The organism is Desulfatitalea alkaliphila (assembly GCF_022968795.1).
Lineage (GTDB): Bacteria > Desulfobacterota > Desulfobacteria > Desulfobacterales > Desulfosarcinaceae > Desulfatitalea > Desulfatitalea alkaliphila.
Map to the genome: position 1 here is coordinate 22,822 of NZ_JALJRB010000013.1, position 19,473 is coordinate 42,294.

Sequence of the window (19,473 nt, forward strand, 5' to 3'; positions counted from 1 at the left end):
CAATCCTGTCGAATCATTGCCTATTCCTCTAAGGGCCGGTAAAAAATCATTGATGTATTACGATTTGGTAAGTATCATAGGCGGATATCAAGGCCAAAATATGGAGGCAAATCAATGAAAACAAAGGATAATGTGTTGAGTTTCGCCATGAACGGTTTGGCGAACAGCATTGCCCGTTTAACTGAAAATGGAGAGTTGCGTACAACGGCGGTTCCAGGGTTGTCGCTCTATCGAAAAACAGAGCCCTCCGAGCCGCTCACAGGGATGTACGAACCGAGTGTCTGCTTGATTGCTCAGGGGGCTAAACGGGTATTGCTGGGGGATGACACATACGTATACGATGAAAACCACTATTTATTATCTGGGTTACACTTACCCGTAATTGCACAGGTAATCGAGGCTAGCCAGGAGAAACCATACCTGGGCCTCAGATTGACTTTTGATTATAGCGATATTTCTCATCTAATGGCGGACAGCCAACTCCCCCCACCACGTACACAGAAAACAGACCGAGGCATGGCTACTGGGGAATTGACAGTACCATTACTAAATGCTTTTCAGCGGATAGTGGACTTGCTTGACCAAAAACAAGATATTCCAATATTGTCGCCTGTCATACAGCGTGAGATTTTTTATCGATTACTGGTGGGGGAACAGGGGGCTATATTGCGCCGGCTTGCAGTAACGGGCACCCAAAGCCAACAGGTTGCTCGAGCCGTATTGTGGCTAAAAGCAAATTTCTCACAGCCATTACGGGTCGATGAACTATCTGAAATGGCCAATATGGGTAAATCAACCTTTCATCACCATTTTCGTAGCATGACGGCACTTAGCCCACTTCAGTACCAGAAGCAACTGCGGTTACAAGAAGCGCGGAGACTGATGTTGACAGAACACATTGATGCCGCCTCCGCTGCATTTCAAGTTGGCTACGAAAGTCCATCACAGTTCAGTCGTGAATACAGTCGCCTATATGGCGCACCACCGGTACGAGACATCATGACCCTGCGCCAACAGTCAACAAGTGTGAGTGGGTAGCACATTCCTCGCTACCAACTAAACTGGATACCTTCGTACAACCGACAATACCTTTGCGTCTGGTTTTGCTCTCGGGCGTCCTTTTCTTTTACGGTGGTGCGGTGAACACCGCTGTCCCTTGCGGTGGATGACCACCGCACGCCAAACCCTTGCCAGACAAGGCTTTCATGGCCTTTGCGGTGATTGCGAGGGCAGGACGCCTCGGCAGGATGTGAAATTCCATCATTACCACCGCAACCCGCCATCTATGTCTCCACCGGGCTCGACGTCCACGAGATCGAGGACGCCCGTGACTGGCCTGAAGACAGGGAGGTCAACGGCACGCTGTGTCGTCGTCTGTCGCCTGAATACTTTGCCTGGCTGCGTTCCCGCATGGTTACCGCCCAAGCCGCGCACAAGGCCGGAAAGCTCCCCGAGGATGCCTGGAACACGCTGCGGCAGCGATTCAACGCCCTGCAGGAGCTGGCCATCCGGGAGTTCGGCAAGGATAGCCTGCAGGAGGTCCTGCACTCTTTTTCCCAGAAGAGTTACCGGTCACCCGCGCTTCGTCCCGAGCCCCAGGAGAAACCCGTCGAAGTTCCCAGAAAGGACTGGATTTATCCCGGCAACCAAGCTTGGAAATGTAAGCAGCCGGTGACTTCCCAGGCAGTCGCCAAGGTCGACGCCATCAGTGAGGAGGCCATGGCCAAGGGTTGGTCCGAGGCACGCCTATATCAGAACCAGGGCCGGTTCCGGTTTCCCTGCGGCGAGGACTACGGCCTGGTCTGTTTCGTCGATGGCGATCAGGAGATTGGCGAGGTCACCGAGCGTTTTATCGAAATTGTCCACGGGCCGAAGTCCGGGCGTCCCAGCACGCTGCGGTTCTACAACCCGGACGTACCGCAGCCGTGGATGAAGAAAGTGGAGGATTGAGACGTGAAGAAAAAGAAACGCTACGCCAACGCCAAGGATGTCCTGCCCGAGGAACTCTTCGAGCAGATCCAAAAGCACTACACCGGGATTCTCTGGGGCCCCGCACCGAGCCGGTTTTACCGAGAGCGCCGCGACCTGGTGCTTGCCCTTCATCTGCAGGGGATCAGCAGCCAGGAGATCTCCAACCTCGCCGGTGTGACCACCCGCCGGGTCAACCAGATCATCGCCGCTGAACGAAAACAGGATCGAGACTAGTTATGGCCGGCGAATACGATTGGACCCATTTGGTATATAGTATTTAGCTGGACCGGGTCAGAGTCCCGCATAACCGATCTGTCCATTGCCACAGCCCATTACTTGTAGTAAATCTGCGAGGCTGCCGAACCTCAAAAGGGTAAATGACGGGAAAGCCATCAGCGAAGCGGGGATGGAATGAAAAAAAAGGCACAGGAACTCCTGCAGCAGGCCTTGGCCGATCCGGCTGCCGATTTCAGGGATGGCCAATGGGTGTGCATTGAAGGCTTGCTGCGCCACCGCCGTCTGTTGGTGGTGCAGCGCACGGGCTGGGGTAAGAGCATGGTATATTTTTTGGCTACCCGCTTGCTACGGGACCAGGGGGCCGGAGCGGCACTTTTGATCTCTCCCTTGCTGTCTTTGATGCGAAACCAGATTCAGGCGGCTGAACGCATCGGCATTCGGGCGGCCACCATAAATTCATCGAACCGCGAGGATTGGGAGACGGTGCAGCAGCAGTTGCATGATGGTCGCGTGGATATTCTGCTGATTTCCCCCGAACGGCTGGCCAATGACGATTTCCGCGAAGGTGTCCTGCTGCCGGTGGCGGACAAGATCGGTCTGTTCGTGGTGGATGAAGCCCACTGCATCTCGGATTGGGGGCACGATTTCAGGCCCGACTATCGACGCATCGTTCGCGTGCTGCTGGCCTTGCCGGGCAACATCCCTGTATTGGCCACCACGGCCACTGCCAATGACCGCGTGGTCCGTGATGTGGCGGCCCAGCTGGGCAATCTGCAGGTCGTGCGGGGTCCTTTGGTCCGCGAATCCTTACGGCTGCAAAATATCTGGATGCCTAACCCGGCGGCCCGCATGGCCTGGCTGGCCCATCAAATACCGCGCATTCCGGGCAGCGGCATCGTTTACACCTTGACCCAACGCGATGCCGAACGAGTGGCCCTGTGGCTCAGGCAGAACCATATCGAGGCCTGGGCCTACCATGCCGGTGTGGAAGATCGAGAGGAACTGGAGACCCGGCTGCTCGACAACCAAATCAAAGCCCTGGTGGCTACCGTGGCCCTCGGCATGGGATTCGATAAACCGGATCTGGGATTCGTCATTCACTTCCAGCGGCCGGGGTCGGTGGTGCACTATTACCAGCAGGTGGGCCGGGCCGCACGGGGATTGGATTCGGCCTTCGGGGTTCTTCTTGGCGGCCATGAGGATTCGGATATCACCCACTTTTTTATTCGCAATGCCTTTCCACCCCAGGTGCATGTGGACCAGGTGCTGGCGGCACTCAATGACGCCGAGGATGGTCTGACCATGACCATGTTGGAGCAGCGCGTGAACCTCAGGAAGGGGGAGATCGCCAAGACCATTAAGTACCTTTCGGTAGAGTCGCCGGCACCGATAGTCAAGCAGGGTAGCAGGTGGTTTGCCACCCCCATCGACTATGTTCTGGACCAGGCGGCCATCGAGAAGTTATGCGCGCTGCGGCGTGCAGAGCAGCAGGTGATGCTGGAGTATATGCAAACGCGTGAATGCCTGATGCATTATCTGGCCAATGCGCTGGACGACCCCCACGCCGGCCTTTGCGGCAAGTGCGCAAACTGCGAAGGGCAGCCTCTTTTGCCCACAGCTGTGGATGCCGACCTGGCCAATGCGGCCGCCCTGTTTCTGCGCCGCAGTTACCAGGTGATCGATCCGCGTAAACGGTGGCCCGGTGCCGGGGCATTTCCAGAATTCGGTTTTTCAGGTACCATCACACTAAAACAGAGGGTCGAGGAGGGTCGGGCCCTGTGTCTGTGGGGGGATGCCGGTTGGGGTGAGATGGTTCGGCAAGGCAAGTTCGAGCATGGCCGATTCAGCGATGACCTGGTGGCAGCCTGCGCCGGGATGATCGAAGAGGCATGGCGGCCCAATCCGCTGCCGCGATGGCTGGCCTGTGTGCCATCGTTGAATCCGAAAACCGCGCAACTGGTCCCTGATTTTGCCCAGCGCCTGGCCGCGCGGCTGGGAATACCTTTTGTGCCCTGCGTTCATAAAACAAAAGGAAATAGGCCCCAGAAAGAGATGCAAAACAGTTTTTCACAAGCCCGGAATTTGGATGGGGTGTTCGAGGTCGAGGAAACCCTGATGCCGGATGGGCCGGCGCTGTTGGTGGATGATTTGGTCGACTCGCGCTGGACCTTTACGGTCGTCGGCGCGCTGTTGAAACGGGCCGGGTGCCCGGCGGTGTTTCCCGTGGCCTTGGCCGTCAGTTCGCCAGGGGGCGCCTGATTCATGGTGACGCATATGGAATATCTCACCGAAGATGCCAAAGCCATTTTGCTGCTGTGCGGCCGTTTCAGCGGCGATAAGGGCGTAAATGCGGAAAAGCCCCTGAGCCTGGCTGAATACAACCGTTTGGCCGACTGGATGGTGGACCGCAAGATGCGGCCGGCCGATCTATTGGCATCGCCGATAGACCGCCTGGCCATGGACGGGTCTTTGCAGATCGACGGCCACCGCATCCAGCATTTGCTGGGTCGCGGGGCAGCCATGGCGCTGGTGGTGGAAAAGTGGACCCACAATGGCATCTGGATTGTCTGTCGCAGTGATGTGGTGTACCCCCAGCGACTCAAAAAGCATCTGGGACGCCAGGCGCCGCCGGTGCTGTTTGGGGTGGGCGATAGCGGCCTGCTCAATCTGGGGGGCTTGGCTATTGTGGGGTCGCGCAATGTGGATGCCGAGGGTGAAGCATTTACCCGAATGGCGGCCCGGGCTTGTGCCCGGGATGGTCTGCCCGTGGTCTCCGGAGGCGCCCGGGGAGTGGATCAGACGGCCATGCTCAGCGCCCTGGAGGCGGGCGGCAAGGTGGTGGGGGTGTTGGCCGACAGCCTCCAAAAAACCGCACTGGCGCGTAAATATCGGACCGGCATCCGGGAGAAACGTTTGGCGTTGGTATCGCCCTTTCATCCCGATTCCCGTTTCAACGTGGGTAATGCCATGGGCCGCAATAAGTATATCTACGCGCTTTCCGATTTCGCCTTGATCATCAGTGCGGAGGTCAAAAAAGGCGGAACCTGGGCCGGGGCGACCGAAGAGCTGAAGCGGACAAGCGTCCGGCCCTTGTTTGTGCGCATGGCGGACGATGTGCCCCAGGGCAACCGCGAGTTGATGGACCTGGGTGCACGACCATTTCCCCAGCCGCCCTGGGATACAAATTTGAAAAGTCTGCTTTCCCAGGCAAAGGGAACGTCGCAAAAGAATCGGACGCCGGTGCAGCAGTCGCTCTTCGGCGGTGATGTCCAACCGGTTGAGGTGGATATGGTCAAGGAGGAACCGCGTGCCTATCCGGAGGTTACGGAAAGCCATCCGCCCGATGCGCACCCGGCGCCGGAGGATTATGAATCCAAGGGATTGCCGATGATATATGACATTGTGCGGCCGGTGATATTGAGGGCTGCGGCGGATTGGGTCTCGGCTGCTGAATTGGCTGAACAACTGGATGTGCGCAAGGGGCATATCGAAGACTGGCTCAAACGGGCTGTTGAAGATGGTATCATCGAGAAGAAAACCCGCCCCGTAAGATATCGGAGAAAATAGCAGGTGCATGTGAAAGTTCAACACTTGATCTGTTGCCAAACAAAGCCTATGTGAAGCGGGACACCCTTATATTTTATGTGTCCCTGTTTCCGGCCGTCTTGGCCCGATCAGCGGATTCAAAATCCTCGGAACAGGACGCTATGCCTCCGGTTTTGAATCCGCTGATCAAACCTACCCGACCCGCATCCGGGCGCCTGAAATGCGAAGTTGTTTTCTTTGCGGCGCGCTCAATGGGGTATTTAGCCAGCCAAAACTTTTCTGGCAAATGCTTTGGCGCTTTCCATGTCTTCTTTGTTGGGGTGACCGGTCATCTGCTGAATCATATCCGCCCACTGCTCGTCCGATGCATTCAGTTTTTTCTGTACTGCTGCGTGCAATGATTCGATCAGTGCGCCCTGGCAATCAAAACAGCCCTTGTATTCGATACCCTTTTCTTTGCAAATCGTTTTGATCGGCTCTGTAAAAGCATCCATATCCTGGTCCGGATAGGCGGGGGCGAAATGCGTTATGAAACCGGCCATTTTTTGTCCTGGTACGCCTTGTATTTCCTTTAGAAACGCTTTGACCGGTGCGGCCAGATTTGCGGCATGCAGGGGGGAACCGATGAAAATGAAATCATATCCCGCCAAATCAGCAACGGCGACATCCTCCAGTTTCTTCAAATCGGCCTGATTTGCTTGGGATGCTTCTTCCCGGATGGCTTCGGCGATCTTTTCCGTATTCCCACTTTGACTGAAATAAGTCACTAGAACTTTCATGGTGTAATCTCCTTTTCTATTTTAAGGCTTTCCCGGTTTCATGCGCTCCTGCAAGCGCCGTCGCTCCTCTCCGGCGCGGGCCAGTGCCTCCCGGTTGGCGTCATCGACGCGCATGAATTTTTGCCGCCATCGATCATCCGACCAGGTGAAGGGCGCTCGCACGGTGGTGCAGGGCGACCAGGCGCGCTCCAGCATGTCGAGTGCGAGCCCCAAGACGGTACGTTGCATTTCCACATCCCCGTGCTTTCCGCAGGGATTGCCCAGGGGAAAATCGGTGAACAGGAAGCGGGCGACACCGCATTTCTAGACCCCGCTCTCTCATCAGGCTTTCAACGCCTTCGCCCAAATCGACCATCGAGGCGGTGGTTGCAAGGCCCACCCTGCACTCCGACAGGGGTTTGGGGGGCGGCGTGAAGGGTGCCTGGTCATGAACGGCCCAGGTGTATGGCTGTTGATATCCGTGGGCTTCGTAATAGGTGCGGCTCTTGTCGATGTAGCTGACGAAGGAACGATATGGGCTGCGTTTTCTCAAGGCCATGGGAGATGCTACCTTTCACGGGCTTTGATGTTATGATGCAATCATGGCGGGTTCCGGACCTTTCTGTCAACCTTCATGCCGAAGGCGTTGAATTTCACTTTATGAGGTGAACAATGAAATTGCGTAAATGGTGTTGCGCCTTGATTTGCCTTTCGTTGCTAATACCTGTTTTTGCCGGCGCCGATGCCGCCGCCGGTAATGAATTGATGGATAGGATCAAAACCGGCGGGCATGTGTTGATGATACGCCACGCCCATGCGCCCGGCACCGGAGATCCGGACGGTTTTACGATCGGAGATTGCACGACCCAGCGCAATCTTGACGACCAGGGCAGGGCGCAAGCGCGCCGGATCGGCACTTGGCTTCGTGCCGGAGGCGTCATGTCGGCGCGGGTGTATTCAAGTCAGTGGTGCCGCAGCCGCGAGACCGCGCAACTTATCGGTCTTGGCCCGGTGACCGATTTGGCCGCTTTGAATTCATTTTTCAATAAGCCGGAGGCGGCTGAATCGGCCCTGGCCGATCTGCGGGCTTTTCTGGCGCGACAGCCCCCGGACGGCGAGTTGATCGTGCTGGTGACCCACTTCGTCAATATTTCCGGCATTGCCGGCATCGGGGTATTGTCCGGGGAGGGCGTGGTGCTGGCGTTGACCGGGGATGGCGGTTACGAGGTGGTTGGGCGTTTGAGGTTTGATTAAGCGTTTTGGAACGCCGGATAGGGATTTCGTCTTCTGGTGGTTTCTTGAGCCGGCAGTGTTCAGCTCCCCGGCACTCCATTTGAAAACGGGATTGGCGACGGTGCGGCGGCTGGAAAGGAACAGCTCGGGTAGCCCCCGGTGCGGCCCGCCCATATCGTCGCCAATGCCATCCTTCTATTCCTCCTGCGGCTTCAATCCGAGTATTTCTCTGGCTAGTCGGGTGCCTTCGCGGTTGGCCCGGGCAGTCAGGGGGTCGGTGCCATCGGCCCTTTCCGCGCTTTGCAAAAGGGCATCGACCGACTCGCGTCCTTCCTTGGTTTTGACCGCTTCGCGGGGTGTCAGGCCGCCCAGTGCCGGTAACGGATGATCCACCCAGGTGGTCCAATGCTGGGTGATGAATTGTTTCAATTGGTCCTGGACCTCGGGCATCTGCATCAACGCTTCCTGCTCTGCGGCGCTTTGCGGGGCTCCGGAGCCGCCGGCGTTCATGGAGGCCATCATGGCCTCCATGTCCTGGATTTCGTCGAGTTTGAAACGCGCGGCGGTGCCCAATCGGGTTTCGATTTCATGGCGCAGGGTCGCGGCCCTTTCGGCCGAGTTGACTTCCGCGGTGATGCGGCGCCCTTGAATCCGGATGTGGCCCAGCAAGGTGTTGGGCAATGCGGCACTGGCCTTGTGCCCGGAACGGTCCCAGGGGATTTCGGCGCGTGTGACCCGGCCGGCTGCATCACGCTCGGCGTCGGCCGCCAGCTCTGCGGCAGATTGGGTTACGCAAAGGGTCTGGAGCTTTGTGAAGGCCTCGTCGGCGGAATCCACTTCGAAAACCAGCTTGTGAAATTCCAAGGGATCGCCGTCGGTGTTGGTCATGCGTGGTGGGGTGTGCTGAGCGTGTGCGAGTTGGAAGTAAAGATCGCGAATCTCGATGTCATGCTCCCAGAGGGTTTCATTGGTGATCGGGTATTCGCTTCGTTGCAGGAATTTGCGAATCTGGATGATGTGCGGCTTGCGGTCCGGGGGGATCATGGAGGGGCCGAGGCCGAACAGCATGCCCACGCCGTCGATGCCCACCGCGCGTCCGAAAATCGCATCGCCGGGTCGCAGGAATTCAGACCCCGCGCGTTCCACGACATTGATTTGAAAGTCCCGCAGCATGTCGTGCAGGGTCATGCCCTGCCCCTTTTCGACGTGGCGCACATCCCAGAAACTGTAGGGTTCGCGATTGATGGCGTCGAGCACGCGCAGTTCCAGGGAATCGAGTTTTTCGCCACGGGCCTCCCGGAACATTTCGGCAATGGTGGTCTCTTCCGGCAGATCCAGTTGAAATTCCGGATCATCTTCCGCATCGGCCTCATACTCCCAGTTGAACAGGAACCAGGGCCAGAAGATCGGCGCGATCCGTTCGATCTCATCGCTGTCGAAGCCTTCGTCCGTTTCAGGCCAGTTCATGAACTCGTTCAATGCCAATGACATCGCGGGACCGCCGATTTTCCGTTCGGCGAAATCGGACATGCGTTCAATCAGCCGATCGTGGGCTTCGGACAAGCGTCGATAGTGCACTGTCTCCGCCGGTATGACCGCTTTGTGGATACAGCATTTTTTGAATTTTTTTCCGCTGCCGCAGGGACAGGGATCGTTGCGTCCGGTTTTCATTGTGTGCCGCCTTTCATTCGGCCGGTGTCGGCCGCCCTGGTGCAATCCATGGTCCATCGTTGCCGTTTATGAAATCCATATCATAGACCGGATCATAACCCAATGCGGCCAAGACGTGGGGCCGGGACAACGATGATTTTCCGTGGTGATGGGGCCGACGGCAGGTGGGGCAGTGCGGATGATCAGGCTGGATGAAGGTTGCGTCGGCGGGAGACATCCGGCCTTTTGCGGCTGCTGCGGGCACCCCCAGTGGAATGGTATCCAGGATACCACCTGCTGTGGGTCGCCATGCCCTGCGATACCGGATGGGGTGGTATGTGGCGTCCTGGTGGCTTTATGTGCCGGCGTTCGTCTCCGTGCGCTCGAGGATCACCGTGTGGTCGTTGACCAGGTCGATGGTGCGCACGGTGCTGTTTTCAACGAATTGGCGCTCGTCGAACAGATTGATCAGCCACACGCCGCCGTCGACGGCTTCGATGCGGGCCACATCCTTCATGACTTCCCGGCGTGTTCCGTCTGAATTCAGGTAGGCGGTGCTCAGGCACATAAAATGCTCCTTGGTCCCGGTGGCGGAGGTGATCGCGAGCCGTCAGAACGTCAATACGCGTTGCAGCACCTGATTGGCTGCATCGAGGGCTTCTCCCTGGTCGGGAATGCGGCCCGATAGGCACGCCTCGAAGACCGTCGGATCCTGGGGCAGGTCCCCGATGACATCGATGTCGGCCATGACCAGTTGGGTTTTGATCTTTTGGGACAACTCCGCCGAAGGTGATTTGTTCACGATGGCGGCCACTTTTTTGCCCATGGCGGTGGCCATTGTTCTTATTTTGGTGGCGGTCTGCAGTGAATCGAAGGAGGGTTCGACGATCACCAGGACCCGATCGATGGCCTCGTCGATGCCGCGGCCGAAGTGCTCCACGCCGGCTTCCATATCGATGAGGGCGATTTCCCGGGGGCCCAGGGTGAGTTTTTTGAGAAATTCACGGGTCAAAACGCCCATCGGACAGGCGCAGCCCTCCAGGGCCTGGTGAATTTTGCCGATCCCCACCAGGGTGAGGCCATCGCGGTGTTGCTTGAACTCGGGTGCGATGTCCGTTGTTTGGATCTGATTTTGGGTCATCAGGTTTCCCTGGCCCATCTTCTCCTTGATTTTGCTTTTGCCGCCCACCAGTTCCATCAGCGGCTCGGGTGGATGATCGAAGCCGAGCATCCGCGCCAGGCCGACATTGGAATCGTCGGCATCGATGACCAGCACCGATAGATTTTTTCGTAACGCCTGCTCTGCCAGAAGAGCGGTCACCGTGCTTTTGCCGCTGCCCCCTTTGCCGCAAATGGATATTTTCATGCCGCTGTGTTCCTTGTTCCGGTTTGCCGGCACCTGACATGGGTTGGACGGTGCCGGTGTTATCCGTGGTAATCGGTACGGTCTCGCTTTGCCTTTTCAGGAGAGCAAGGCTTGTGCCGTAATCCCGCGCCATTGCAAGGGGGCGTGAATCCCTTTGCGTTTCCAGGCGTTGCGCGGATCGGGACCTTTGTCCAGCGGAAGTTGGGGATCAAATACATACCACAATCGCGACGCCGCACTTGTTGGTGTCTCGTTTTTGCGACGTTGGGCGCGGGCGTTGACGGGACCCGCGCCTATCCCGAAGGGGGCCTTTGTGCGGGTTTGCTCTTGACCTGAGGGTGTCCTGTTCCAATGTTTGGTATTCGATTCACTTATCGAAGATTAGGAGATTTATGGATGCCAAGATCGAGAAAAGCCACACGGGCGTAGGGTGGAATTTCGATAACAGCTATGCACGATTGCCGGAGGCGTTCTATGTCCGGCTGAATCCTGAAGCGGTACGCATGCCGAAAATGGTGGTGTTCAACACAGTGCTGGCGCAATCTTTGGGGCTGAACCCCGCTGCCCTGGAGGGGGACGAAGGCGCGGCCGTCTTTGCGGGCAACAGGATCCCCGAGGGGTCCGAGCCGCTCGCTCAGGCCTATGCGGGGCATCAATTCGGCGGTTTTACCATGTTGGGCGATGGGCGCGCGATATTGTTGGGCGAGCAGGTGACACCGCAAGGGGATCGCTTCGACATCCAGTACAAAGGATCCGGCCGGACACCTTTTTCGCGGCAGGGCGACGGCCGGGCGGCGTTGGGGCCGATGCTTCGGGAATACATCATCAGCGAGGCGCTGCACGCCCTGGGCATACCGACGACCCGCAGTCTTGCGGTGGTGACCACCGGTGAACAGGTGTTCCGTGAAACCGCCTTGCCGGGGGCGGTTCTCACCCGCACGGCGGCCAGCCACATCCGCGTGGGTACCTTCGAGTATGCTGCGGCCAGGGGTATCCCCAACGGGGTTCGGACGCTGGCCGATTACACCATCCGTCGCCACTTTCCGGATCTGGCCGCGGCCGACAATCCCTATCTATCCCTGCTGGAAGCTGTCATGGAACGGCAGGCATGCCTGGTGGCGCGCTGGCTGCTGGTGGGTTTCATCCACGGCGTCATGAACACGGACAACATTTCCCTTTGCGGCGAAACCATCGACTATGGCCCATGCGCGTTCATGGACGCTTACGATCCGAACACCGTCTTCAGCTCTATCGATCACAACGGCCGCTATGCCTATGGCCGCCAGCCACAGATCGCCCAGTGGAACCTGGCCCGGTTTGCCGAGACGCTGTTGCCGCTGATTCACGATGATGCCCAGAAAGCCCTATCGATCGCCAACGAGGCCATCTCCGGATTTTCGGACACCTTCCGCCGCTACTGGTTGCAGGGCATGCGGGCCAAACTGGGATTGTTGAATGCGGAAGCGGCTGACGGCGCCCTAGCGGAGGAACTGCTCGGCTGCATGCAGCGCCACGGGGCGGATTTTACCAACACCTTTCGCGACCTGACAACCGGTTCGACTCCGGAGACCTCCACCATTTTAAAAATGACAACCCGTCTCTCCAGAGTGATTCTCTGGGGTGACGGGTTTTCTTTTTCCCTTTGTATTCAAAGGGTTTCGACCGTTTTGACATCTTTCCGGAACCTCTCTCCAGCCACCCGATTCTTTCCATTCTCCCCACGTTCATTCTCTGTTTGGGGCGGTATTCTCTGTTTTCTTCGGACAGGGTCCGATACGCGTCCGGTTACAGATATCCTTTCAAATTAAGCATTTAGCCAAATGGCGGTATTTTTGAGTTGTGTTAAGACATCAAATGGTCGGGTCAAACCACCCGTTTTCACAAACCAAAAGTCTCTCGCAGGTTTCGGGAAGTGATATTTATTCGGATTTCCAGCGGTCAGTACTGCTTGGGAAAGTATTCTTTGCCCGCCTGCCAGAGGTATTTGTCGACCTCTTTGAGGGTGAAGCCTTCCAGCCCATAGAACCTGCTGAACTCCATCAGAATTGCGTGGTATGTCGGATAGTGCTTCAGGTCGTCCTTCTTGAACTTATAGAATTTATCCACCCGCTTGAAGTGCATGAGCATCTTTTCCACAAAGCTGTCATAGATCGGATAGTCCTCCGGGAAATGGTGGCTGCAGTACTTGGTGGCAAATGAATAAAAATTGATGGTCTTCTGACCGTTAACCTTAACCACGGCAATATCGTTCACCAGAGTCTGATCCCGATTTGCGAGGCGGTGGTCGATATCCAAATCAACTATGTGCTTGGCAACGGTGAATGGTGAAAAAATGTTCGTGCTGTAAAAATCGTTCAACGAGCAGACCTTGATCAGGACATCATCCATATCGACATTTCGGGGATACGTCTCCGCGAACAGTTTTCTGAGGCTGCTCTCCTGCAGTACATAATTGTCCAATGAATCCCACCGCTCCAGATACATGGACAACTGCTCCGCCGACGGTCTGACTTTATTCATAGAGCGCATCCTCGTTGATATAGGTTGAGTCGTCATCCCCCTCGGGCTTGATTGTGAAAAGGCATTGGTAGCAGCCTTCTTCCTTCAGGTATTCGATCGGGTCGCCTGTCAGCCGGAAAAACTCACGCAGCTTTTTTGACAAATCTTGCTTCCGCTTGGGCATGTGATGGAACGGTGTGTCCTTGGGGCTTGTGCTATCAATAGTGCCTCGGTTTTCTGCAAAATCCTTCAAAAGCGCCCAGTGAACAGTCGGGTTCCCGTTTCTTGAATTTGCCAACCCCATCTGGGTGTAGTTATATCGACCGTGTGATTTGGTCGTGCGGATGGAAACGGTATGGCCGTCAGTAAACTTGATGGTGATGCCGCTCCAGCTGATACCGGCAGGTGTCTCGAAATGGACCATGCCTCCCGAATCCGGCTCAGGCACACCTGCCTGAAAGGTTGTAAATACATCAGCTGCCGATCTGAGAGCTTTCAGGCTGCCATTGGCTTGAATGGAAAATTCCTCGCTCAGTACGATACATTTTGAACCACTCCGACTCAGCAGGTCTTCGGTTCGGGGTGTCAGCTGCTTGCGGGTTGGAATGATCAGCGCATAAGGGTCATGTCCAAGCAGACTGATATTCCTGACGCTTTCGAGAAGTTCGTCCGGGTCACTCTTGAAGGTCAGGTAAACCGGAAAATTGAAACCGGCGGTCGGTGTATAATCACCGAGACGGAAAACACCGGGAATGCCGTCCAGCGAATTGTCATTCCGTGTGATTCCAAGCCCGGCACAGATGCTTTTTTGGAACGATGACCGGTTTAATGTATAGACCAGCACATCCCTCTTGTTCAGGCCGTAAGGCTTCTCTTCCCGCTCAGGGCACACCGCAGCAATATCATCGGCGGCATGCTCGACAACTTTTCTGGGGCAGCCCTGTCCACAGTCGGTTTTGCAATTGACCGCAGACGCACGCTGATTGGTTAGCTGCAGGAACTTCGTTTCAAATCCACTGAAGGAGTCCCAACCACCAAACGCATCCTGCCACTCACACCACGGGGCATTCTGCTTCGGGTGCTCTTCTAAAAATTGCCAGAGCCGGGTTTCACTCACCATTATCCTCCGAGCCGGAAATGACAAATCCACGGCGAATCAGCCATTTTTCCAGAACTTCAGCATCATCATCCCGTTTGAATTGAGCCCGGTTGCCGGAGCTGAGTGTGACGGTTCGTGGTGTTTTGGAGTCGGCAAACTTGATCTGGAAGCTGGCTTTGCTCAATCGGCCGCCATTGGGGATGCTGCGATCTCGTTCTTCCAGTGATGCAAAGATGTCCTCGGCTTTGCGGATTTCGATCTCTTTATGTGTTCCGCCACGGAAGATCTGGAACTCCTTGAGGCGCACCCAATCGATCCCTTCAATATCATCACAGAGGATGGAAGCTGAACCAGACTCCCTCAACGGCTCCAAAGTGAATTTGCTTTTGCCATCGAAAAACTCGCTGTCACCAAAAAGATGAAGGCCAAATTTGGTGCGGTACAGTTCCTTTTCCCCCTTGGAGCGTGCGTTCATCCGGATCTCACCATTCTCCGGGTTGTAAACAATCACGTCATATTTTTCCGGCCGATAGAACAGACTTTTGGATTCACCGTCCTTGATGATTGATTCCCGAGCGAAGGGCTCTCCATGACGGACAAGGAACCAGACAAAATCCTCTTTCACATAGATGAATACCTTTGAAGCCCGGCCCCGGCGCTTCTTGGCAAACCATTCATCCAGATCCGCTTCGAGGGCGGCGATGGTTTCTTCGCTCGGTTCTTCAAAGTCCGGAATGGTTTCTCGGGTGCATTTGAAATATTCAAATGAGCGGGGGCGAAACAGGAACTGCTCGGCATGGAGACGCTCGATGATATTGCGGTCCTGAACCCAGACCTGCAGAGCCAGGTCACCGTAAGCGGCATCTTCGGAGATACTGACATCGATCTCGGTGTCGGCAATGGCCTCCTGTATCAGGTCGAAACCCTCAGGAGTCGACATCTCGTTAATGTAATAGAGGGCTTCCGACATCTCAGGTGGTGTGCTGGTGTTCGGGTTCAGCAGCACGTTACTCATGACTGTATAGTCCAGTCCGTTTTCTGCGGCTGCCAATGGCAACTCTATCCCTCGCCCGGATAGATATTCGGTGTAGGGCTCAAAAAATGTGATCAGATGGCTCCGGTCGATCTTCCGGAGCATTTCCGGCTTCGAAAAGCGGCGAAGGTTTAAAGTTGCCATTAATTTCTCCTGTTTTTTTAGCTTATAGCTGTCCTTACATAGTGTTCTCTCAAATTCGTTTACGGCCCACCACTTTGCCGAGAATCCTCAATTCATCCTCAGGTTTGACCCTGATTGGTTTCAGTCTCGGGTTCTCCGGGACCAGCTCGATGAGCTCATTATCAATTTTCAGCCTTTTGACCGTGGCTTCATCGTCAAGCAGAGCAATAACGATATCACCGTCCTCGGCAATTGGCTGACGCCTCACAATGATCAGGTCGCCGTCATTTATTCCGGCATCGATCATACTGTCGCCCTGTGTGTACAAGGCAAAGCACTTACCTGATCCGACAACGGATGCTTCCACCAGAACCTCGCCCATAATGTTTTCCTGAGCGAAAATCGGATGACCGGCTGCAACCGTGCCGACAATCGGAACCGCCACAAGGGCGACCGCGTTTGTCTGAGGATGCTTGGTTACGGTCAGACCGCGAGCCTTACCTTCCTCTCTTTTCAAATAACCTTTGCGAACCAGCTGGTTGATCCGGTCATGCACGCTGGCGTGACTGATTTCAAATGTTTCGCTCATTTCTTTAACCGTCGGCGGATACCCTTTGGCTGAAACGTACCGGCATATTTCATCAAGTGTTTCCTGCTGCAACGGCGTAATGTCGTCTTCTCTGTTTCTGCCCATAGCGTACTCCTTCCTTATAAAAAGACAGAGAGCCCCAGTTTGGGCCGAATAACATGCAAATATACGACCTTACGTCCATAAGGTCAAGAAATCTTATAAATAAAATTTCCGACGGATTGAAGTCCCTCTCGGTAAGTAACCTCCGATAGTTCCGAAGATTCGCTTCGGACATGAGTTAGAAACCAGACAATTGGCCGGATGCCAGGCAGAGGCGGTTGTGGGTGCTGAAAAACGCGCATCCCAACCGCCTTTTGTTTTTGGCACCCGCAGCTTCCCTCATCAGCACCGGCCCAACGGAGGCCCTTATGCTTGATGTGGAATTAGCACCCGAAAACCCTTACTCAAACCAGTTGACCGACGCCCAATTACCGGATGCTGAAGGTATTACACCGGAGCAGCGGATGGATTCCATTGCCGCCATTCTGGCCATTGCCGCACTCAGGAGTCGGTATCGTAAAGCCAATAATGCCAACAACTTAAAGAATATTGCAGATTCTTCGGGAACCTTCAGAGAAGGACTTGATTCTTCTGCGAGAAAGAGCGTCATTCATGACAACCGAGTCCTGTAATCGAATATAAGGAGTTGAAAATGAGTGACTTGAAAAACAAAAAAACGGAGCCGACCAAGACCTCGGTGTTGAGGCAATTGGCAACGCTCCAGAACATGAGCCTTGATCAGCTCAGAGAGAAATGGCTGGACCTTTATGGAACCGAGCCACCCCAGTACAAAAAGCAGTTTCTGGTTAAACGGCTGGCACACCGGATTCAGGAGCTCTTTTACGGCGGCCTGTCCGAGCAGGCCAAATCCCACCTGAAGAAAGTTGCCGAGACAGATCCGGTGGCAACGGTCATCCGCAAGATTCCGGAAGAACGAAAATCACAGGAGGCCATCCTGCCGGGCACCCGATTTGTCCGGATCTGGAACGACCAGCGCTATGAGGTGATCGCCCGGGAAAGCGGCTTTGAATACGACGGCCGCATCTTCAGGTCTCTGAGCGCCATAGCGAGGGAAATCACAGGCACCCGCTGGAACGGCAAGATCTTTTTCGGCCTGAAGAACAGTCACAGAAAAAAGGAAGGTGGTCCGAATGCTTAACAATAACAACACTCAAAATGGCCAGCGCAAAACACTCCGCTGTGCCATCTATACCCGCAAAAGCCACGAGGAAGGTCTGGATCAGGAGTTCAATTCACTCGATGCCCAGAGGGAGGCAGGTGAAGCTTACATCGAAAGTCAGAAGCTGCAGGGATGGAAGGCCATCCCTTACCGGTACGATGACGGCGGCTTTTCCGGCGGCACTATGGAACGTCCGGCACTGCAGAGACTGCTGGCGGATATCGATGCCGGTAAGATCGATGTCATCGTCGTTTACAAGATCGACCGATTGTCCCGCTCCCTGCTGGACTTCATGAAGATGATTGAGCTCTTCAATGAAAAGGAAGTGAGCTTTGTATCCGTCACCCAGCACTTCAGCACCACCGACTCGACGGGCCGCATGTTTCTGGGAATCCTGATCACCTTTGCCCAGTACGAACGAGAGGTCATCGGCGAGCGTATCCGGGACAAGGTGGCCGCTGCAAAACGCCGGGGCAAATACTGTGGTGGACCTGCGGTACTCGGTTACGACGTGGACCGGGAAAACAAAAAACTGCTGATCAACCAGAGCGAGGCTCCGCTGGTGAAACTCATCTTCAGGCGATACACGCAGGTGGGATCGGCAAAGAAGGTGGCGCAGGAGCTCAACGAGCAAGGATACAAAACCAAGTCATGGACTACCAAAAAGGGCAAGGAGCGGATCGGTACCGAATGGAACACGGCTCAGGTCTACCGCCTTCTCAACAACAGGCTCTATATCGGGGAGATTGCCTACAAAGGCAAAAACTATCCGGCGGAGCATGATGCCCTGATTGACCAGAACACTTGGGACAAGGTTCAGGCGCTCCTCTCGGAAAACAATCGAACCAAGATGAGCAAGGCCCGGGTGAAAATGGTCTCGCCCCTGAGCGGAGTGATCCGGTGTGGCCACTGCGACAGTGCCATGGGCATCACCTATACCAACAAAGGCGACCGGCGCTACTCCTATTATATATGTGAAAAGGATACCAAACGCGCTGTCAGCCGGTGCCCCTTGAAGCGGGTTCCTGCCGGAGACATCGAATCGGTGGTGCTTGGTCAGCTGGGAGCGGTATTCAGGACACCGACCTTGGTGGCTAAGACCTACTTTGCCGCCAGAGAAATCGAGGCGGAAGAGCGCGAGCGCCTGCAGAGCCAGAAAAAGGAACTCGAACAATCACTGCAGAGCATCAGGCAGGAAGCCCTGAAGCTGATGTCGCCCGACAATGATGATCCCGACCGGAATAACCGACTGCCCTTGGTCAACCAGCAGGCCGTCGATTTGACCAAGCAGCTCACCAACGTATCAGCACGGTTGAGGGTTATCGATACGGAGCAGATTTCCGAAGGTGATGTATCCGAAGCTTTTCAAAGCGTAGAAACCTTCTGGGAGGATCTGTTCCCCCTCGAGCGCAACCGGCTGATCCAGCTTCTGGTGGAAACCATCGAGATCCGGGAGACAGGAATCGACATGGAACTGAAAACCAACGGCCTCACAAACCTTGTCACCGAGCTGGCCGGTCTGGCCTGTGAAGTCAGGGAAAGGGGTAACAGCTGATGAAAAAAATTAAACCAACTATCAAACTTTCTGACAGCGGGAATCTGCACATCCATATCCCCATGTTCATACGAAGAATGCGCGGCCGGAAAATGGTGTTCACTCCGGACACGCTGGACGGTGAAAATGAAGGGATGCCGGAAACGGTTCAAACAGCCATCGTTCAGTCACTGGCCAGAGCCTATTCATGGGCGGACATCCTTGAGAGCGGCGAGATAAAGTCTATCAGCGAACTGGCAAGGGATCTCGATGTGGATTCATCCTACGTGGCCAGAACCCTGAAGCTGACCACTCTCGCCCCGGACATTGTCGAAGCCATCATTAACGGTGAAGAGCCCAGCGGACTCTCACTGTCAAAGCTGGTGAAAACATTCCCGCTCGACTGGAGTGAGCAGCGAACGTTCTTTGGATTCTGCTGATCGCTATCCCATAAACCACCATCCCAAACAGCCGACCTTCGTGTCGGCTTTTTTTATGCCCTGACGAGTGAGTCCAACGAAATTTCACTGAGGGGTGGCAAAAAAAGTTAAAAAATATTTCCCCGTCTCATCCAATTAAATCCCCCTCAAACTCAACGCATTAGCCAATCCAA

The 19,473-nt window shown here is 55.4% G+C and carries 20 protein-coding genes; 11 read left to right on the forward strand and 9 right to left on the reverse strand.

Annotated features, from left to right (window positions below):
- The first annotated feature begins 114 nt into the window (after positions 1-114).
- The 5 genes from MRX98_RS12375 to MRX98_RS12395 all read left to right on the forward strand — a co-directional run bounded on the left by MRX98_RS12375 (position 115) and on the right by MRX98_RS12395 (position 5,775).
- A complete protein-coding gene (locus tag MRX98_RS12375) occupies positions 115-1,038 on the forward strand; it encodes an AraC family transcriptional regulator (protein WP_246908811.1) in 924 nt (307 codons plus the stop codon).
- A 183-nt stretch (positions 1,039-1,221) separates the two neighbouring features.
- Complete coding sequence (locus tag MRX98_RS12380; protein ID WP_246908813.1) at positions 1,222-1,950, forward strand: hypothetical protein; 729 nt, start codon at positions 1,222-1,224, stop codon at positions 1,948-1,950.
- Positions 1,951-1,953: 3 nt separating this feature from the next.
- Positions 1,954-2,205, forward strand: a complete 252-nt coding sequence (locus MRX98_RS12385) for a hypothetical protein (protein ID WP_246908816.1) — start codon at positions 1,954-1,956, stop codon at positions 2,203-2,205.
- Positions 2,206-2,382: 177 nt separating this feature from the next.
- On the forward strand, positions 2,383-4,467 hold the full coding sequence (locus MRX98_RS12390) for a RecQ family ATP-dependent DNA helicase (protein WP_246908818.1): 2,085 nt from the start codon (positions 2,383-2,385) through the stop codon (positions 4,465-4,467).
- A gap of 15 nt (positions 4,468-4,482) precedes the next feature.
- Positions 4,483-5,775 carry a DNA-processing protein DprA gene (locus tag MRX98_RS12395; RefSeq protein ID WP_246908864.1) on the forward strand — a complete coding sequence of 431 codons (1,293 nt, stop codon included), beginning with the start codon at positions 4,483-4,485 and terminating at the stop codon, positions 5,773-5,775.
- A gap of 239 nt (positions 5,776-6,014) precedes the next feature.
- Here the strand turns inward: MRX98_RS12395 and MRX98_RS12400 are convergent, their stop codons facing one another.
- Together MRX98_RS12400 and MRX98_RS12405 are read right to left on the reverse strand one after the other, a co-directional pair.
- The gene (locus MRX98_RS12400; RefSeq protein ID WP_246908866.1) at positions 6,015-6,533 is read right to left on the reverse strand and encodes a flavodoxin family protein; all 519 of its coding nucleotides are present in this window, start codon (positions 6,531-6,533) and stop codon (positions 6,015-6,017) included.
- A gap of 21 nt (positions 6,534-6,554) precedes the next feature.
- Positions 6,555-6,761 carry a hypothetical protein gene (locus tag MRX98_RS12405; protein ID WP_246908874.1) on the reverse strand — a complete coding sequence of 69 codons (207 nt, stop codon included), beginning with the start codon at positions 6,759-6,761 and terminating at the stop codon, positions 6,555-6,557.
- Between the two features lie 516 nt (positions 6,762-7,277).
- Here MRX98_RS12405 and MRX98_RS12410 point away from each other — a divergent pair.
- The gene (locus tag MRX98_RS12410; protein ID WP_246908877.1) at positions 7,278-7,766 is read left to right on the forward strand and encodes a histidine phosphatase family protein; all 489 of its coding nucleotides are present in this window, start codon (positions 7,278-7,280) and stop codon (positions 7,764-7,766) included.
- A 174-nt stretch (positions 7,767-7,940) separates the two neighbouring features.
- Here the strand turns inward: MRX98_RS12410 and MRX98_RS12415 are convergent, their stop codons facing one another.
- The 3 genes from MRX98_RS12415 to MRX98_RS12425 all read right to left on the reverse strand — a co-directional run bounded on the left by MRX98_RS12415 (position 7,941) and on the right by MRX98_RS12425 (position 10,761).
- Entirely contained in the window at positions 7,941-9,416 is a 1,476-nt protein-coding gene (locus MRX98_RS12415) for a YecA family protein (RefSeq protein ID WP_246908879.1), read from the reverse strand.
- 334 nt (positions 9,417-9,750) lie between these two features.
- Positions 9,751-9,963, reverse strand: coding sequence for a CooT family nickel-binding protein (locus MRX98_RS12420; protein ID WP_246908881.1), 213 nt, complete (start codon positions 9,961-9,963; stop codon positions 9,751-9,753).
- A 42-nt stretch (positions 9,964-10,005) separates the two neighbouring features.
- The gene (locus MRX98_RS12425) at positions 10,006-10,761 is read right to left on the reverse strand and encodes an ATP-binding protein (protein WP_246908883.1); all 756 of its coding nucleotides are present in this window, start codon (positions 10,759-10,761) and stop codon (positions 10,006-10,008) included.
- A gap of 311 nt (positions 10,762-11,072) precedes the next feature.
- Between MRX98_RS12425 and MRX98_RS12430 the strand changes: the two genes are divergently transcribed.
- Positions 11,073-12,569: a protein adenylyltransferase SelO gene (locus MRX98_RS12430; RefSeq protein ID WP_246908885.1), complete on the forward strand. Its 1,497-nt coding sequence runs from the start codon at positions 11,073-11,075 to the stop codon at positions 12,567-12,569.
- A gap of 130 nt (positions 12,570-12,699) precedes the next feature.
- Here MRX98_RS12430 and MRX98_RS12435 read toward each other — a convergent pair whose 3' ends face one another.
- From MRX98_RS12435 to lexA, 4 genes are read right to left on the reverse strand one after another with little or no spacing between them, the layout of a single operon-like run.
- Positions 12,700-13,281: a hypothetical protein gene (locus tag MRX98_RS12435; protein ID WP_246908892.1), complete on the reverse strand. Its 582-nt coding sequence runs from the start codon at positions 13,279-13,281 to the stop codon at positions 12,700-12,702.
- A complete protein-coding gene (locus tag MRX98_RS12440) occupies positions 13,274-14,380 on the reverse strand; it encodes a hypothetical protein (RefSeq protein WP_246908894.1) in 1,107 nt (368 codons plus the stop codon). Before MRX98_RS12440 ends, MRX98_RS12435 begins: the two co-directional genes overlap by 8 nt.
- A complete protein-coding gene (locus MRX98_RS12445; RefSeq protein ID WP_246908896.1) occupies positions 14,370-15,536 on the reverse strand; it encodes a hypothetical protein in 1,167 nt (388 codons plus the stop codon). Before MRX98_RS12445 ends, MRX98_RS12440 begins: the two co-directional genes overlap by 11 nt.
- A gap of 49 nt (positions 15,537-15,585) precedes the next feature.
- A complete protein-coding gene (gene lexA / locus MRX98_RS12450; RefSeq protein WP_246908904.1) occupies positions 15,586-16,209 on the reverse strand; it encodes a transcriptional repressor LexA in 624 nt (207 codons plus the stop codon).
- A gap of 305 nt (positions 16,210-16,514) precedes the next feature.
- Here lexA and MRX98_RS12455 point away from each other — a divergent pair, with 305 nt between their 5' ends.
- Genes MRX98_RS12455 through MRX98_RS12470 form a run of 4 tightly spaced genes read left to right on the forward strand, consistent with a single transcriptional unit; the run spans position 16,515 to position 19,300 of the window.
- Positions 16,515-16,778: a hypothetical protein gene (locus MRX98_RS12455; protein WP_246908906.1), complete on the forward strand. Its 264-nt coding sequence runs from the start codon at positions 16,515-16,517 to the stop codon at positions 16,776-16,778.
- A gap of 20 nt (positions 16,779-16,798) precedes the next feature.
- Positions 16,799-17,305, forward strand: a complete 507-nt coding sequence (locus MRX98_RS12460) for a DUF2924 domain-containing protein (protein WP_246908908.1) — start codon at positions 16,799-16,801, stop codon at positions 17,303-17,305.
- Positions 17,298-18,881 (forward strand): recombinase family protein, encoded by a 1,584-nt coding sequence (locus MRX98_RS12465; RefSeq protein ID WP_246908910.1) that lies wholly within the window; start codon positions 17,298-17,300, stop codon positions 18,879-18,881. The genes MRX98_RS12460 and MRX98_RS12465 overlap by 8 nt, the downstream gene beginning before the upstream one ends.
- On the forward strand, positions 18,881-19,300 hold the full coding sequence (locus MRX98_RS12470) for a hypothetical protein (RefSeq protein ID WP_246908912.1): 420 nt from the start codon (positions 18,881-18,883) through the stop codon (positions 19,298-19,300). Before MRX98_RS12465 ends, MRX98_RS12470 begins: the two co-directional genes overlap by 1 nt.
- Positions 19,301-19,473 lie beyond the last annotated feature (173 nt).